This window comes from Corynebacterium lipophiloflavum DSM 44291, from assembly GCF_000159635.1.
Lineage (GTDB): Bacteria > Actinomycetota > Actinomycetes > Mycobacteriales > Mycobacteriaceae > Corynebacterium > Corynebacterium lipophiloflavum.
This window is the reverse complement of sequence record NZ_GG667196.1, coordinates 140,859-157,428: the sequence shown is the minus strand read 5'-3', so window position 1 is coordinate 157,428 and position 16,570 is coordinate 140,859. Positions and strand designations below refer to the sequence as shown.

Annotated in this window: 14 protein-coding genes; 6 read left to right on the top strand and 8 right to left on the bottom strand. The window is 61.8% G+C overall.

What is annotated here, in order from left to right; translation table 11 throughout:
* The first annotated feature begins 93 nt into the window (after positions 1-93).
* A complete protein-coding gene (locus tag HMPREF0298_RS10255; protein WP_050758424.1) occupies positions 94-372 on the top strand; it encodes a DUF485 domain-containing protein in 279 nt (92 codons plus the stop codon).
* A gap of 5 nt (positions 373-377) precedes the next feature.
* A complete protein-coding gene (locus HMPREF0298_RS10250) occupies positions 378-2,033 on the top strand; it encodes a solute symporter family protein (protein ID WP_006841112.1) in 1,656 nt (551 codons plus the stop codon).
* 59 nt (positions 2,034-2,092) lie between these two features.
* Here the strand turns inward: HMPREF0298_RS10250 and HMPREF0298_RS10245 are convergent, their stop codons facing one another.
* Positions 2,093-2,929 carry a DUF1906 domain-containing protein gene (locus HMPREF0298_RS10245; protein WP_040423157.1) on the bottom strand — a complete coding sequence of 279 codons (837 nt, stop codon included), beginning with the start codon at positions 2,927-2,929 and terminating at the stop codon, positions 2,093-2,095.
* 81 nt (positions 2,930-3,010) lie between these two features.
* On the opposite strand from HMPREF0298_RS10245, the gene HMPREF0298_RS10240 reads away from it, so the two are divergent.
* Positions 3,011-3,853, top strand: a complete 843-nt coding sequence (locus tag HMPREF0298_RS10240) for an MBL fold metallo-hydrolase (RefSeq protein WP_006841110.1) — start codon at positions 3,011-3,013, stop codon at positions 3,851-3,853.
* Here the strand turns inward: HMPREF0298_RS10240 and HMPREF0298_RS10235 are convergent.
* Positions 3,847-4,188: a hypothetical protein gene (locus HMPREF0298_RS10235; RefSeq protein ID WP_040423110.1), complete on the bottom strand. Its 342-nt coding sequence runs from the start codon at positions 4,186-4,188 to the stop codon at positions 3,847-3,849. The genes HMPREF0298_RS10240 and HMPREF0298_RS10235 overlap by 7 nt on opposite strands.
* A 40-nt stretch (positions 4,189-4,228) precedes the next feature.
* On the opposite strand from HMPREF0298_RS10235, the gene panC reads away from it, so the two are divergent.
* Entirely contained in the window at positions 4,229-5,029 is an 801-nt protein-coding gene (gene panC, locus HMPREF0298_RS10230; protein ID WP_006841108.1) for a pantoate--beta-alanine ligase, read from the top strand.
* On the opposite strand, the gene panB is transcribed toward panC, so the two are convergent.
* Together panB and HMPREF0298_RS10220 are read right to left on the bottom strand one after the other, a co-directional pair.
* Positions 5,026-5,844, bottom strand: coding sequence for a 3-methyl-2-oxobutanoate hydroxymethyltransferase (gene panB, locus HMPREF0298_RS10225; RefSeq protein ID WP_006841107.1), 819 nt, complete (start codon positions 5,842-5,844; stop codon positions 5,026-5,028). The two genes, panC and panB, sit on opposite strands and share 4 nt — an antisense overlap.
* A gap of 12 nt (positions 5,845-5,856) precedes the next feature.
* Entirely contained in the window at positions 5,857-7,257 is a 1,401-nt protein-coding gene (locus tag HMPREF0298_RS10220) for a GntP family permease (RefSeq protein WP_006841106.1), read from the bottom strand.
* Between the two features lie 136 nt (positions 7,258-7,393).
* Here HMPREF0298_RS10220 and HMPREF0298_RS10215 point away from each other — a divergent pair, with 136 nt between their 5' ends.
* Together HMPREF0298_RS10215 and HMPREF0298_RS10210 are read left to right on the top strand one after the other, a co-directional pair.
* Positions 7,394-8,299: a 3-hydroxyacyl-CoA dehydrogenase NAD-binding domain-containing protein gene (locus tag HMPREF0298_RS10215; RefSeq protein WP_006841105.1), complete on the top strand. Its 906-nt coding sequence runs from the start codon at positions 7,394-7,396 to the stop codon at positions 8,297-8,299.
* A 400-nt stretch (positions 8,300-8,699) separates the two neighbouring features.
* A complete protein-coding gene (locus HMPREF0298_RS10210) occupies positions 8,700-9,917 on the top strand; it encodes an AlbA family DNA-binding domain-containing protein (RefSeq protein ID WP_006841104.1) in 1,218 nt (405 codons plus the stop codon).
* Positions 9,918-9,948: 31 nt separating this feature from the next.
* Here the strand turns inward: HMPREF0298_RS10210 and HMPREF0298_RS10205 are convergent, their stop codons facing one another.
* The 4 genes from HMPREF0298_RS10205 to HMPREF0298_RS10195 form a co-directional block, all read right to left on the bottom strand.
* Complete coding sequence (locus HMPREF0298_RS10205; protein WP_006841103.1) at positions 9,949-10,296, bottom strand: hypothetical protein; 348 nt, start codon at positions 10,294-10,296, stop codon at positions 9,949-9,951.
* A 314-nt stretch (positions 10,297-10,610) separates the two neighbouring features.
* Positions 10,611-11,426 (bottom strand): hypothetical protein, encoded by an 816-nt coding sequence (locus tag HMPREF0298_RS12300; RefSeq protein WP_006841102.1) that lies wholly within the window; start codon positions 11,424-11,426, stop codon positions 10,611-10,613.
* Positions 11,427-11,748: 322 nt separating this feature from the next.
* The gene (locus HMPREF0298_RS10200) at positions 11,749-14,328 is read right to left on the bottom strand and encodes a DEAD/DEAH box helicase family protein (RefSeq protein WP_006841101.1); all 2,580 of its coding nucleotides are present in this window, start codon (positions 14,326-14,328) and stop codon (positions 11,749-11,751) included.
* 2 nt (positions 14,329-14,330) lie between these two features.
* Positions 14,331-16,340, bottom strand: coding sequence for a site-specific DNA-methyltransferase (locus tag HMPREF0298_RS10195; protein WP_040423108.1), 2,010 nt, complete (start codon positions 16,338-16,340; stop codon positions 14,331-14,333).
* Positions 16,341-16,570 lie beyond the last annotated feature (230 nt).

Genomic DNA, 16,570 nt, shown 5'->3' with positions numbered 1-16,570 from the left:
GGGCAGCACAGAAAGGATGGGTCAGTGTCGCAATCCCAAGGATCCACCGCATTTCCCACCCGAAGAGAACCGACTCCGGACGAGTTCGTCGCCATGCAAAACAGCGGGGAGTTCCAGGAGCTTCGTAAATCCTACCGCGGCTTCACCTTCCCGGTGTCTGTGGCCTTCTTCGTCTGGTACATCTTCTACGTCGTCGTGGCGACGTTCTTCCCGCAGACGATGGCACAGCCCTTCCTCGGGATGAACGTGGGCATCTGGCTGGGTATCGCCCAGTTCATCACCACGTTCATCATCACGTACGTCTACGTCAAGTACGCGAACAAAAACATTGAGCCGCGCGCGGCTCACATCCGCGAAGTAATGGAGGGCTAGGCACCATGAACACCACTTACCTGGCCCAGGAGGCCGCACAACCGCAAGGCGTGGGCAATCCGCTGCTCAACATTGCCATCTTCGCTGTCTTCATCATCGTCACGATGTTCATTGTGACCCGCGCTGGCAAGACCACCTCCGAGTCCGCGGACTTCTACACCGGTGGCGCCTCTTTTAGCGGAACGCAAAACGGCCTCGCCATCGCGGGCGACTACCTCTCGGCCGCGTCCTTCCTCGGCATCGTCGGCTCGATCGCGCTGACCGGCTACGACGGGTTCCTGTACTCGATCGGCTTCTTCGTCGCATGGCTAGTCGCCCTGCTGCTCGTCGCGGAGCCGCTGCGCAACGTGGGCCGCTTCACCATGGCCGACGTGCTGTCGTTCCGCCTGCGCCAGAAGCCCGTGCGCGTCGCGGCGGCCTTCGGCACGCTGTTCGTCTCGCTGTTCTACCTCATCGCGCAGATGGCGGGCGCAGGCTCCCTCGTCTCGGTACTGCTTGACCTGCACACCTTCTGGGCGCAGGCACTGTGTGTCTTCGTCGTCGGCATCGTGATGATCGCCTACGTGCTCATCGGCGGCATGAAGGGCACCACCTACGTGCAGATGATCAAGGCCGTGCTGCTCATTAGCGGTGTCGCGATCATGACCGTGCTCGTCTTTATCGCAGTGCGCGGTGGTATGAACACCCTGTTCACCGACGCAATTGGTGCGCACGGCGCCTCGGAGTACATTCAGGAGAAGGGTTACGAGGCCACCGACATCATGGTCCCGGGCCTGAAGTACGGCGCCTCACTGACCAGCCAGATCGACTTCATCTCGCTCGGCCTGTCCTTGGTGCTCGGCACCGCCGGCCTGCCGCACGTCCTGATGCGCTTCTACACCGTGCCCACCGCTAAGGAGGCACGCAAGTCCGTAACCTGGGCCATCGTGCTCATCGGTGCCTTCTACCTGCTCACCCTGGTGCTCGGCTACGGCGCAGCTGCGCTCGTCGGCCCGGACCGCATCCTGGCAGCCCCGGGCGGGGCGAACGCGGCGGCGCCGCTGCTCGCCTTCGAGCTCGGCGGCTCCATCTTCATGGCGCTGATCTCCGCGGTTGCCTTCGCGACGGTTCTGGCCGTCGTGGCCGGGCTGGCCATTACCGCATCCGCCTCGGTCGCCCACGACATCTACGACGCCGTGCTTCGCGACGGCACCGCCACGGAGGCCGAGCAGGTGCGGGTCTCGCGCATCACTGTGGTTGTCATCGGCGTTGTCGCCATCGTCCTGGGCATCCTCGCGATGTCGCAGAACGTCGCCTTCCTGGTCTCCCTCGCATTCGCCATTGCGGCGTCCGCGAACCTGCCGACCATCCTGTACTCCCTGTACTGGAAGCGCTTCAACACCACCGGCGCGGTTGCCTCGATGTACACTGGCCTGATCACGGCCCTGGTGCTCATCGTGCTCTCCCCGGCAGTGTCCGGCGCGCCGTCGGCGATGTTTCCGAACGCCGACTGGTCGATCTTCCCGTTGACCAGCCCGGGCATCGTGTCCATCCCGCTGGCGTTTATCGCCGGCATCATTGGCACCTTCGTTGGCAAGCCGGACAACATGGACGCTCTGCAGTCCGAGATGGAAGTCCGCTCGCTCACCGGTGTCGGCGTGGAGGCCCCGGTCGACCACTAGATCCACCGCGCCTGAGCATCAGAAAAGACCCGCCTCGACGGGGCTTTTTTGCGCGCTTCTTAGGGGTTCAGGAACATCTGGGCTTGCGCGATGGCCTGGTCCAGGTTGGCCGGTAGCTGGGAGGAGAGCTGCCGCGAGCTTTGCAGCAGCTGCTCGACCGGTATCGATGGGGCGGCAGCCTGGCCCGGAGTCCACTGGCCCCAGTCGGCGGCGTAGACGTTGTTGATGTCGCACTCCACGCCATCGATGGTGGTTTTCCACCGTGCTACCTGGTGGATGGCGGCGCGCGGGTGGATGCGGCCGCCGGAGCCCCAGTCGTGCATCCAGAAGTGGGTGCCGATGCCGTCGCTTAAGGCCCATTCGATGGTGTTGTAGTTGCCGTAGATGCCCGTGGCGTAGCCCGCGACGCTTAACGCCGCGGAAAACGCGCGCAGGTAGGGGCGGATCTGGTTGTCGTACTGGGCGCGGGTGGGGTTGTCGTCAATCGCGATGTAGATCGGCCGGCCCGCCGGCCCGCCTGCTGCACGGTGCAGGTCGATGGCCTGCGGCGCGTGCACCGCTGCAGAGGCGGCGCCACCGAGCCAGTCGGCGGTTTGCGCGCGGCCGAACTGGTACACGGAGGCCGTGGCCAGGCCGTTGGCCTTGAAGTCCAGCGTCTCCGCCAAGGACACGGGTTTGCCCCGCATCCAGGCGGCCTCAGGCCGCGGCTGGGAGACGTAGCGGACGGCGCCGAGGTGGCCGGCGATCTTGATCGAGTTCCCCGAGGGCACGCCCGCGGAGTAGTCGAGCACGGTGCCCACCACGGTGCGCTGAGCCTTGGCGGTGGGTGCCAGTCCGAGGGCGGCGGCGGTGCCGAGACCCGCGGTTGCGAGAAAGCGGCGACGGTTCAGGGGCATGGTAACCTCCAGGTTCTTCACAACAACTGTCACATTAGTTTACTCCTGAAACATACCACCTGGCTGCTAACATTGGAGGGCATGATTACTAGCACGATCTACGGAACATCCAGCGTGCACCTCACAGACGGCGATACCAGCGTCTTCGTCGACGCCTTCCTCACGCGCCCCTCGCTCGCCCGCCTCGTGGTCGGGCGGCTTCAGCCCAACGACAGCGAGATCGACGCGGCGCTGGGTAAAGGCGGCGTCGACAAGCTCGATGCCCTCTTTGTCGCGCACTCGCACCACGACCACCTCATGGACGCACCCGCCGTCGTCAAAAAGGTGGGCGGGACAATGTACGGCTCGGAGTCGACGCTGAACTACGGCAGGGGAGAGGGCCTGGCCGATTCGCAGATGGCCCTGATCGCCGACGGCGACGACATCGCAGTCGGAGCGTTCACCGTGCGCGTCATCGAGGCCCCGCACAGCCCCGGAAACATCGCCCCAGGCTTCATCCGCGACCGACTCGGCTCCCCGTGCCACACGCTGAAGTTCAAAGACGGTGGCTGCTTCGTCTTTCACTTCAGCCACCCCGAGGGCAATATAGTGGTCCTGCCGAGCGCGAACTACATCCCGGGTTTCCTCGACGGGCTCAAAGCCCGGGTGGTCTACCTCGGTATCGGTGCGCTCGGCCGCCAGTCGGACGACTTTCGAAGCGAGTACTGGCGCCACACCGTCGAGCAGCTGGAGCCGGAGCTGGTCATCCCCGTCCATTGGGACCACTTCGGTCACTCGCTGTCGAAGCCGTTCAAGCCGCTGCCGGTTCCGGCGGACAACGTGGCCAAGTCGCGCGAGTTCCTCGCCGCCCAAGACGCGAACGTGCATTTCCCCGTGGCCTTCGAGTCGGTGCGCTTGACGCCCAAGGGCGCCGTTGTTCAGTAGGGCATGTGCTCCCAGCGCACGGTAGCGTCCGGGAAGGTGCTGAATTGCTCGACCGCGTCCTCGGCGGCGTAACCGATAGCGTCGGCAACATCCTCGCCTCCTGCGGTGAAGTCGATCACGCGCAGCGTCGGGCCGGGCGCGGGTGTGACCTCCTTAGCCGCCCAGCCGCCGGCCCCGTGGAAACCGTGGACGGCCATGAGGTTGTCGAAGAACTCCGCCACCGCCCGCTTCGCCGTGGCGGGGTCGGGAAACTCCAGGTGGGCGCGCAGCGTGACCAGGTCTCCCGGGCATTTTGTGCCCCACGCCCAGTCGTAGTCGACGTGATAGGCGTCCATAGTGTGACTCCTTTGCTCTGCCACGATAGATTTTTCAAACATGACCGAACTCGTTCATACACCCGCAGAGCTTGAAGCCGCCATCGGCCACCCCCGCACGCTCGCCCTCGTGCCCACCATGGGTGCGCTGCATGAGGGGCATCTGTCGTTGGTCCGCGCGGCACGGGAAACCGGCTCACCGGTGGTGGTGAGCATTTTTGTCAACCCGTTGCAGTTCGCGCCGGGCGAGGATCTCGACGCCTACCCGCGCACGCTTAGCGCCGATGTCGCACTGCTCGAGAGCGAGGGTGTCGATGCGGTGTTCGCCCCGTCGGTTGCCACGATGTACCCGGCCGGCCCGCGCACGACGATCCACCCGGGTCCGGCAGGAAAGATTCTTGAGGGTGCGTCGCGGCCGACGCACTTCGCGGGCGTGCTCACCGTGGTGGCGAAGCTGTTTTCCCTCACCCGCGCCACGGATGCGTTCTTCGGGGAGAAGGACTACCAGCAGCTCGTTCTCATCCGGCAGATGGTCGCCGACCTCAACATGCCGGTGCGCGTCCACGGTTGCCCCATCGTGCGGGAAGAGACCGGCCTGGCAATGTCCTCGCGAAACCGCTACCTCTCAGCTGAACAGGCCAGCGCCGCCGAGGTACTCTCGCGCGCGCTCGCGACAGGGGAACTCAGCGCCGCCCGCTCGCTTCTCGACGCCTCCCCGGGTGTCGCCCTCGACTACCTGGCGCTGACGACACCCGAGCTTGAGGAGATCCCCGCCGGCTACAGCGGGCCCGCCCGCCTGCTGGTGGCAGCGCGCGTGGGCACGACCCGGCTGATCGACAACGCTGAGGTGAACGTCGACTAGAAGCAGTGCTCGGCGGCGGGGAAGGAGCCCTCGTGCACGGCCTTCTTGTACGCCGCCGCGGCCTGGCCGAGCTCCGCTCCGGCCTGGCCGAACTGCCGCACGAACTTCGGGCGCCGATTGCCCGCAGGAAGATCGGCCATGTCGTGCCACACCAACACCTGCGCATCGGTCCCCGCGCCCGCGCCGATGCCGATGGTGGGAATCGGGCACTGGCGCGTGATGTCCGCCGCCAGCTCTGCCGGGACCATCTCGAAGACCACCATGTCGGCTCCGGCGTCGACGACGGCCTGGGTATCTGCGCGCAGAGCCTCGGCACCCGCATTACGGCCCTGCACCTTAAACCCGCCCAGGTTATCCACCGACTGCGGAGTGAACCCGACGTGGGCGCACACCGCCAGCCCGGCATTTTTCAGCGCCCGGATCCGCGGGGCGACGCGCACGCCGCCCTCGAGCTTGACCATGTGTGCCCCGGTGCGGTGGATCAACTCAGTGGCGCTCAACACGGCCTGCTCGTCGCTGGCTTCGTAGGTGCCGAAGGGAAGATCCACCACCACTAGCGCGTTGCCGGCCCCGCGCACGACGGCCGCGCCGAGGTAGGCCATCTCATCGAGGGAGACCTTGTTGGTGGTGTCGTAGCCGAAGACGACGTTGGCGGCGGAGTCTCCCACCAGCATGCACTCGATTCCGGCCTCGGCGAAAACACGGGCCGTGGAGTAGTCGTAGGCGGTGAGCATCGCCCAGGGCTCACGCCGCGCCTTTCTTTCCTTGAGATCGGAAACGCGGACCTTATTGGTGGGGGTGAGGTAGCCAGTCATAGGGCTTCAACACTAGACGAGGAAGAGCCCAAGTATCCAGATGAAGACCATGGCGGTGCACCCCATCACCCCGGTCACCGCGGTCTGGGAGCGGTACGCCTGCTGCGGTGTCATCTTGGAGAAGTTCGTCACCACCCAGAAGTGGCTGTCGTTGGCGTGGGAGACGACGAGCGAACTGGCGGAGATGGCCAACACAGCGAGGCCGACCTGCACGGGGGTTTCCAGCCCGAGGGTCGGCAGAAGCGGCGCGACCAGGCTTGAAGTGGTGACCATTGCAACCGTGGCTGAACCCTGGGCTGTCTTGAACAATGCGGTGATGAGGAAGGGGAAGAAAAGCCCGAGGCTGGCCAGCTGGGTCGCGTTGTTGGAGATGAAGTCCACCACGTCGGTCGAGGAGATGACCCGGCCGAGCACGCCGCTGGCGGCGGTGATGAGGATGATCGGCCCGACCGTGCGCAGTCCGTCTTCGACGAAGGTGTAGAAGCGGTCCATCATGTGGGTCTCCGCGACCAGGAGCACGGCAAACAAGAATCCGATAGCGAGCGCAATCACCGGGGTGCCGGCGAAGACGACCGCGCGGCCGAACCATCCGCCGACACCTGCCGCGGAGGTGATCGACCCGGCGGCAATGAGCAGAATGGGCACGAGGATCTGGGCGAGGGACAAAGCCGTCGATGGCAGCCGAGTGTAGGAGTTCTTCAGCTCGTTGTAGGCGGCTTCGACATCGGTGTCCGGGACCGCTTCCGTCTCCGGGGTGTGAAGCGACGGGCCGATCCAGACGGAGTAGAAGTAGGCGGCGACCATGACGGGGATGGACACGAGCGCGCCGAGTGCCATGACGAGCAGCAGGTTGGTGTCCAAACCGAGGTTCGACGCCGACGCGAGCGGTCCGGGCGTTGGCGGGATGAACACGTGGGAGGTGAACAGACCAGCGGACAGGGCGATCGCCATGGTGGCCGGCGAGGCGCCGGTGCGCTGCGCCAGCGCCCTGCGCACAGGGTTGAGAATCACGAACCCTGAGTCGGAGAACACCGGGATGCACACCACCCAGCCCATGAGCTGGATGGCGAGCACGGGGTGCTTTGTGCCGATTACGCGCACGATGGCGTCGGCAAGCTGAAAAGCCGCACCGGTCTTTTCCAGGATGAAGCCAATGAGCGTGCCGAAGATGACGACGAGACCGAAGGACTTGAACGTGGCCGCGAAGCCGTCCCCGATTACCGACGCGATGCCCGGGGTGACCAGCGTACCGTCGGCGTCTTTGACGTCGAGCAGCGGAATCCCGCCGATCAGGCCGAAGACGAGCGACACAAAAAGAAGGGAGAGGAAGGGGTGGATCTTCCACTTCGAGATCATCAGGATGAGGAAGATGATCGAGAGGACGAACACGCCCATCAACGGTAAGCCGGTCATAGTGCTCCTTGGAACCTGGGAAAATTCTGTACAGCCTATCGGACACCTCCTCCAGCTCCGGCAACGGACTGAGGGAAAAGGCGTAGCGTCGGAGTCGTACCCAAAAAACACGGGAAACAGCTACAAGGAGTAAAAGATGAGCACAGCAATGATTTTCGGCGGCGGTTTGATCGGCATGTCCTTCGCCGAGCGCTTCGCCGAACACGGGTGGGCGGTCCGCGTCGTCGACGTCCGCCCGGAGGTTGGCGAGGACGTGGCCAAGCGCCTGGGCGAGAAGGGCGAATTCTTCACCGACCTGGAAACCGCACTCGACGGCGTGGACTTTGTCCAGGAGGCCGGGCCGGAGAAGATCGATTTCAAGAACGACATCTTCCGCCAGTTTGCCGAGTTCGCGCCGGAGAACGCGATTTTGGCGTCTTCCTCCTCGGCGCTCCTGCCGTCGAAAATCGCGGAGGGTAACCCCGCGGCCGACCGTATTATCGTCGGCCACCCGTTCACCCCGCCGGACCTCATGCCGGTCCTCGAGATCGTGCCGAGCCCTAAGACCTCGACGGAGACCGTCGACCGGGCGATGGAGGTTTACCGAGGGATCGGTTTCGATCCCTCGCGGCTGAACAAGGAGATCCCCGGCTTCGTGGGCAACCGCATCCAGAAGGCCATCATGATGGAGGCGATCTACCTGATCCAGGAGGGCGTGGTCGATGTGGAGAACTTCGACCGCATCGTGCGCAACTCGCTGGGCCTGCGCTACGCGGCGGTGGGTCCCTTCGAGGCCAACCGCCTCGGCGGCGGGCCAGATGGCATCACCAAGCTCTTCGACACCATTTTTCCGCGGCTGGGAAAAGTCCATGCCCGCCGGAGAGCCGGACATGGACAACCTCGACGGCGTGATCGCGCAGGTCAACGAGGCCTACGGGAACGACACCGACTCCTTTACCAAGCGCTCCGAGGTGCGCGACGCGAAGCTCAAGGGGATCGTCGAGGCGATTTCCGAGGTGGAGTAGGGGGCGGCGGGACATTCAGTAAACTCCCCAACCTTTAGCTCCGCCGCCGCTTACACGGCGGCTTACACACTTTCCGTCGCTTCCTTACGCACCCCGCCTCGAAACCCGTACCGCCAACCGCTGCGACTGGTTCGCAGTAGCCCCAAAGACGTCCCGCCCACCGCCCTCCCCGCAGACTCCCGACCCGGACCCCGTCTCGTTTGCCGGACCGGGCGAGCGTATCGTAGCGGGGGGCGCCGCGGACTTCGTCCCGAGGCTCGTCTCGGTGTCCGGTGGGGTTCGCTTCGAAAGCCCGTTGCGGTATTCGACCCGGTTGCCGAGACGGGCACGTCCTCACGCTTCGGAGTCCGACACGTTTGCCGGAGCGTCTGCCGGCTCGGAGCGGGGTACGAGGCGGGGGTCGGGAAACCGCCGAAACCGCTTCGTACAATGGCACCTATGTTCACCGCTTTGCACTCCGCCCTTGGAATAGCGCCCACCGACGAGTTCACAAACGAGATGCTCGACCGACTGGTCGCGGAGCGCACTGCGGAGCGGCAAGACCTCGACTTCAAGGAAAAGATCGACAGCAAGCCGACTCGGCCTGAAAGCGACGTGAAGAAAGACTTGTGCGCTATGGCGAACAGCGGCGGTGGGGTCATTGTCTACGGCGTGGGCGAGCTGCCCGACAAGAAAGACCACGCCGGTAAAAGGGTCAGTGCCGGTGAGTACTCCTCTGGACTGGAACAGTCGTATTTGACCGTTGCCACCGCCTACATCTCACCACCGTTGCGGGGCGTGGAGTTCCACTGGGTCGAGCACCCTGAACACGAAGCATTCGTTGTCGTAGTGCCGGCGAGTCAGCAAGTGCCGCATATGTACTTCACCGAAAAGAAAAACGCCACGGTGCTCGCTGCGCCGACTCGTAACGGGAGCCACTCCGAGTGGTTGAGTGAGCCTGAAATTGCGAACCTGTACAGGCTGCGGTTTCAACGGGAAGAAGCCTCGTCTCGTGAAGTAGACGAGGTGTATAGCAAGGTGGCCGCGAAGCGGTCTAGTGACGGCTTTTGGGGTGTCGGTGTTGCGGTGCCGACGTACCCGGCAAGAAACGGCGACGTTACTGAGCGTGACGCGACTATGGCAAGGTTTGCCGCTTATGACGACCCGCTGCGCCACGACTACCGGGGCTCAGTGTCTCCGGTGACTGCCTCGAATTACCGCAAGGGCATGAAGTGTTGGACGTTTTCGGGAAAGCAGTACGACACGCAAGAACTGTTGGCGTATGTCGAGCTGCACGAAAACGGGGTTGTCACCGTCCTGTCGCGGCTGGACAGGGTGACGTACTCGACGGGGGACCAGATTGTGCCCACGCATGCGTTTGCGTGCTTGGTGGGCGACCTCTTGGCACTTATTCGCCACTACGGAGGTGTCACCGGCAACACCGACTACACCGTGCGTTGCAGCGTTGAGTGGGACCAAGACAAGCCGCTGGTGTTGTGGCAGCCGAAAGATCCGAGGTACTTCTCCGAAGACCCACTGCCGTTGGAGTCCTTTAGCCCGGTGGAGGCGGAGGTAAGTGTCACCGCGAACGCCCCGCTCATTGACACCGCGAGGTCGCTGGTTCGGGACTGCTTGAACCAGGCAGGCGTGGAGCAGCTTCCGGTGTGGAGGAAGTAGTAAGGCTTAAGCGCCTGGCCGTGCCGTCCTGCTAGAACTGTGGGTTCTTCTTCCGCTGGTAGGCGGCAGTGTCCACCGTTTCGACAACCGTGCCGGTGGAGTCTACGACGCGCAATTCGGTGACCATGTCGCGCAGGTAGACAGACTGCTTGTTCGTCCAGCCGAGCTCAGTGGCGTAGAAGTCACCAAGCGAGTCGGAGTAGCCCTCGTTTAATGAGGTCCAAGCGCTCAAGTCAACGAACTTTTCTGGCTCGATTGTCACCGTCAGCACTCCGTCGCTGTAGGCCACGTCGGTGACGACCTTGGCGCGGACAACGCCTGCTTCGGTACGCTCGTTCAGCCAGTCTCGAATAATGGTGTCGGGGGCGGGGAAAGACATTCTGTGCTCCTTGGCTGTGTTGTCTTGGAGAGGGGACAACACCGAGGGTAGCGGCGGGTTCGACACGGGTGCGGAAGTATCGACTACATGTTCTACTCGCTGGTCGGTCACCGACAGGGGCGGTTAGTAGAAAATCGCCACGGTGAACCTTTCGCCCACCGTGGCGGGTTTCTCTCTGCATTTCTACACGGGGTAGACCGTACGAATTGTCTTACTCAACTGCGCCGGCACACCCTCGTCCCGGAACGACTGGGTAATGCGACGAGCCGAGCTCGAACTAAGCGTTCCGGTGGATGGAAAGACCATCACCGTAGTCAGAGTCGCATAAGGACTTTCCGCACCTGCTGGATGAGCAGAAGGAGCGCTTGGCGGGGAGAAAACCGTTTCGGACGGGATGCGTGTACTGGGAAATCAAACTTGCTTACAGACCCTCCTACAAGATGACTAGCTGAGTTGAAGCTCACTTGCGCAGTGAGCCATTCAAGTGGGTCAACAGTGGATGGCGGGCTCTCGATGGCAAGTGGAACAAATGGAGGAATTGAGTTAAAGGAATCGGCAATTCCTTGAACTTCTTCTTCAGAAAGATCACGACCCAATCTTTGCTTTTCCTGAATGGCGTGTTCCAAAAACCACTTGTCTTTGAATAACGGTGCTGCCCACATGAGCTGGCGTTTCGGCTCGTAGATTGGTGACCGCGTGCCACGAGAGATGCTCTCTTGGTACGCCGGGCGGTAGGGAGGGGCGTAGTATCCCACCAAACACCCGATGAAACCGTCTTCGATTATCGTAAAGAATGCGCTGGGTTCATTGGTGTTTTCGAGTAACTCTCCACTTCCTTGGCTCGTCCTGCTGGCGAAAGGGTCGGAAAGAATGCCGTCACTTGTCACTTCGTCGGGTCCGTAGTCTCGGTATATGATGACACCGAGCGGAGATTCAGCGTCTAAATCATCGAGGAATGTAACTAACTGTTTTGGCACGTCTGCACCACTGTCAACGATTCGGCAGCACATGTTTTTGACGTAATAACGCGCAAGGTGTCGGTTGTCGTAGTTCGTCTCTGCGAAAACTTCAGACCAGTCTATGTGCGGGACAGTTCGAAGCCGTTCACGGTTGGCTTTAGTCCAGCCCACAAAATGGTCGTAGGCTGCGTCGAACGGTTGCGACCTCGTTGAGTTGCAAGGCTGGCACAGTGTCTTCCCGAACTTCACTGCCTGCGCGTCTGTACTTCGGAGAGTAGTTGGTCGAAACCCTGCGGCGAAGTACGTCAAGGGCCCTCCGCTGGAAGTCTCCGCTTCCAAACGTGAACGTTTAATTCGGTGCTCGCGTGATGAAGCGGGGTTAATACCGCACCACCAACAAATCTTTACGTCTAGCCCGCCCAATAGCTTCCCTTCCCTGGCCGCCACAAGAAGGCGCATCGCCACGCCTCTGCTTCATCGTTTACATCGTTTACTAGAGTCTCGGCATCCGCTCCGTCACCGATCCGGCAAGCAGATCGGCCCACGAATCGGAAGAAGCGATGTCGTCCTCATAGGCAATGAGGTAGCCCCAGGTTTGGTCCTCATACTCCGGCATGCCGACGAGCTGGCGCACCACGCGCTCGGCGGCTGCTCGCTTGGCTTGGACGCGCTCGTCGTCGCGGCCGCGGTTCTCCTTGGCTTCGACAATCCAGTGGGTGCCGTCCTTGTCGAAGACCACGAAATCTGGAACGTACGAGTTGTGCGGGGTGTAGGCCACCCGTGCGCCCTCATGGGCGTAGATCCGCTTCCACCACACCACGTTCGGGTCGAGGTCGAGTAGTGCCGCCAGGCGGTATTCGCCGGTAAACGAGTCGAAGCGTGCGGCCTCGAACAGTCCCTTCTTCCAGGTGCCGTAGTACTCCGCGGTGCTGAAACCTGCCTTACCCGCGCTCTCTTCCTGCCGGTCGAGCAGGTCGAGGATCTTCTTGTCGAGATCCAGGGAAAATGAGTCGTCAATCGGGAGGGTAACCGGGTGGATGGACACCGTGGTCCCGGTCTGGGCGTTCGCCTTCCTGGACTCCTCGACAACGAGCTCGCGCAAGTGTCGGGCCGCGGACTCTTTGGCTTTCTCTGTCCACTGTTCGATCTTCGTCGCCTCCATAAACGCCGGCACAATGCGGCGCTTCAGTTGGCTCGTATTCTCCGCCGTTGCGGCAACCGCTCCGGAACCCATGACGCGACGAATCAGTTCCGCGGCGACTTGGGAAGGAGTCTGTTTGAAACTTGGTACAGCGAAGCGCTCGTCGTTGTCGAGTTCGATTTTGTTGCCCTCGTCTGCCACGCTGATCTTCGTGCGGGCCAGGTACTCGTCGGTGTCGGTGACCTTGTCCGCGCGTTCGACAATGACGGAGTTCGGGACATCGACTAGCTCGAACTGCTTCTTCGTCTTTGTCATGGTTGAAGACGGGAAGTCGAAGGTGGTGCCGGCGAATTTCTCGTTGATGTTGACGATGACCGGCGTGAATATCTCAACGCCTTTCGCAACGTCGTCTTCGTCGGTGAGTGCTCGGGTGCCGACGGTGCGGTCAACTGCTGGGGTGTCAGGACCGTCACCAGAGGTGCGAGAGTCTTCGCCTGGCTGCACCGTGGTGCCTTTCTCGCCGGTGTCGGTAGAGGTATCACCCGTAGCACCGGTGCCAGCACCAGTGCCCACCTGTGGCGGGTTGGTCGTGCCAGGCGGGGTGATGATCTCCTTGTCGTCATCTTCTCGCACCGCGTCTTCAATACCGAACTGCTTGAGGACGTTCTCGCTTTCCAGCAGTTTGACGAAGGACTCGTGCGACAAAATGTCCAGCTCGTCAATGGCCGGCACCCTAGTCAGCGCTCCGAACGGCAGGCGGAGTCCCCGGCCCATGACCTGCTGGGTGAGCACCTCAGAGCCCATCGTGCGAAGCGTACACATCACCGCGATGCGCTTGGTGTCCCAACCTTCTCGCAGCTTGTTGACCGAGACGATCACCCGAACCGGGGAGTTGTCCGTATCGAGGTAGCGCAAGAACGACTGGGTGGTGTTGTCGTTGTGCTCGTTGTCCACCTGGAGCACCGCGAGCGGGTCATTGACGAAGCCTGGTCCGCGAAGCCTATCGGCAACCTCGGTGGCGTGCGGCACGCCGGAGCAGACCACGAACAGCAACGGCTTGGTCTGCTTGCCGTTCGGGTGTGCGGCCCTGTAGTTCGCGTACGCCTCTTCCTTGATAGCCAACAGTGACAAAGCGTCTTGGAGCTGACGATCTTCCGAGTCGTAACCCGACTCGCGGTAGACCAGCACCGGCTGCTTGACGTAACCGTCCTGGATAGCACGCCACAGCGGGTAGTGGTAGACAATGTCGTCGCCCTTGTCCGGCGAGGCCGTCAGCCCCACAGTTACGGCGGGTTTCAGCGAAGTTAGCGACTTGCGGAATGTCTTCGCGGTGGAGCCGAACAGGTGCGACTCGTCGGCGATAATGATCAAGTCTTCCGTGTCGATCAACCGTTGCGCCAGCGCGCCGGAGTCCTCCTGGAACTTCCATGTCTTGCGGCGCGCCGCTTCGTCTCCCGTTGCGACGTTCTTGCCGCCGTCCTTAGGCGGGAAAAGCTGCTGAACATTGAAAACGTACAGCGTAGAGGCACCTTCGCCCACAAACAGGTCGGACGCGACGTTATCGACTCGAAGGTTCGACACGTCACCCGGAGTGACAAGCCGTGGCGGAACGTCGAAGCCGCCAATGTAACGGTGCGAGCCTTCCGTGAAGTCGAGAACGGTCTTGTCCTGGACGACCTTGGTGGGTGTGACCACCATGACGTTGGGGTGTCCCTGACGGCGCAGGTACTCGATAAACGCGGCCATGACGTAGGTCTTGCCAGCACCCGTTGCGAGGTTGAGCACCAGCGGTTCTAAAGCGTCGTAGTTGCCCTCCTCGATCCGTTTCACCAAGTCGGCAAGCGCTTCGGCGTTCGGGTCGCGGAGGTCGAACTTGTTCGAGAGTTCTGCAACCAGGTTTTCGTCGTAGGAGAGGTTCAATTTCTGTGCCATGGTTACTTCTCCTCCTCGGCAGCGTCGGAATACGGGAAGACCTCAAGCGGGACGTGGACTACTCGCGAGCCGTTCTTGAACAAGCGGACATGCTCGCGGGCGAAGTCATCGACCACGGTCGCGGCGAACAGGACGGAGTGGCCTTCTGGGAGGTGAGACATGACTTCGTCAATCTTCTCCTCGTCCAGGACACCCTCGACTACAACGAGGTGCTCGCGGCCGCGCTTGCCGTCGAAGTGCAGGTCGTTCGGGGTAAGTGCAAAGCGAAGCTGTGCGGCCACAGAACGCACGAGCAACTCACCGGTGGCGTGCTCGGTCAACGTGGTTAGAGCAACTTCGGGGTCGTAGTCGAAGCAGGCAGGCTCAAGGTGGGCGATCTGGAACCCTCCGCCGCCGCGCCAGTTGACCACACCCTTGACAGGCTTGGTCTTGGTCATGGACTTGAGTTGTTTCACCGCAGCGTTTTTCTTGAGCTCGTCGGCGTTCTTGATGGTCTTATTCAGCAGCGAGGTGAACTTCTGGGCTTCTTCCGGGGTAAGTCCCTCGGGCAAACCGTCCTCGGTAGCGTCGGCTCGCTCCTCCTTCTGGAGGGTGATACCACCCTGGTCTTCGTTGTTGACAACCTTCTCCAGGCGCGGGCGGGTAAAGCGGTTGAACGTGTCTTCTACGAGCTCGCAGGTCACCCAGCGGCGGCCCATTTTCTGGGCGACGGCCGCGGTGGTTCCCGAACCGGCGAACACGTCGAGAACAATGTCGCCGGGGTTCGTTGCGATGTGGATGATGCGCTCCAAAAGGCGTTCAGGTTTAGGGGTGTCAAACGCCTTAATCCTGGGAAAAATAGCCTGCAATTCACGCTTCGCCGTGTCGTTAAACCCAACGTCATCCCAAATGGTTCGCGGAGTAGATCCAAAGTCTTCCGGCACTCGTCCCTTAACTCGGAGTCCACCGTAGCCGCCCTTGGTGAAGAATACGTCGGGCCAGCACCCCTCCTTGTGACGAGCAAGAGCTTGGTTTGCGACCTCTTCGGACCAGTTTGGAATGACCAACGGACGAACATCTGTCCGTAGCTCGATGGACGGCCCCTCCACACGAGCTCGTTCCGTGAGTTCCTCGTCCGTAACTTCTCCCAGCTCATAGGGAGCCCATTCGCGAAGGCTACTCAGCATCTTCTCTTGGGCATACCTCCAGTTTGAGTTGCTCGGGGGATACATCATCTCACCAGTAACAGGGTGTTGAATGCCGTAAACACTTGGGTGCTGACGCCGCGATACTGAGTGGGCTGCGGCACTGCCAATGGACTGCCAGAGGTTTAGGTCACCGTCGTCCTGGCGGTATCTACCGAGCATCTCGGAGGTTGCTTCGAGTTTGTTCAAATCAAATTCGGTGCGATCCTTTGCATACACCGTGATGAAGTCGCTATCCGACGAGAAGTCGCCAGAATTATTGCGGACCTGAGCGCCCTTCTTCCAAGTGATTTCGGCCAGGAAATTCCCCGCCCCGAACACCTCATCGAGCAGCACCCTCATCCGGTGGTTCTCTACATCGTCAAGGTGGACCCAAATCGAGCCGTCCTCGGACAGAAGGTCCCGCATGTGAAGCAGTCGGTCTCGCATCATGGTGAGCCAGACGGAGTGTTCCAGGTTGTCCTCGTAGTTGGCGAAGGTCTGCGCTGTGTTGAACGGCGGGTCAATGTAAATGCACTTGACCTTGCCGACGTACTTCTCGGACCACTCGGGCATTCGCGTGAGTGCCTCCAGCACGTCGCCGGACTCGCCCAGAATGAGCAGGTTGTCTGACTGCGGTTCTAGGTCGGCTCGCTCGGAGTAGGTGGTGCCTTCCTCCTTGTCCGACCTCGTCCCGGCCACCGTCTCGTCAACCGTTAGCACCCTCGTTTCGCAATACCTCGGGTCCCGCGGGTCAACCCAGGTGTAGCCATAACGTCCTTGCTCGGTAGGAATGAGTGCCTTGTCTTTGTTTGTCCAGGTCAGCTCAAGGCGTTGTTGTCTGCCCAACTGTGTCTCCTTAGCGCTAGTCGGGTGTGTTTTCGTCGCTTATCAGAGTAGCCGGGGCAACGACACTGGCCCGACAAAACGTCCTATACGGCGAACCTGTTTTCGACACCAAAAAGTTCGTACTGCCGCCATATAAGCAATCACGCATAACACCCCCGGAATAGGTCAATCAACTACCCCCGGACGGGGTAATCCGCGTGTGCAAACATGCACACGCTTCCACCACTCCC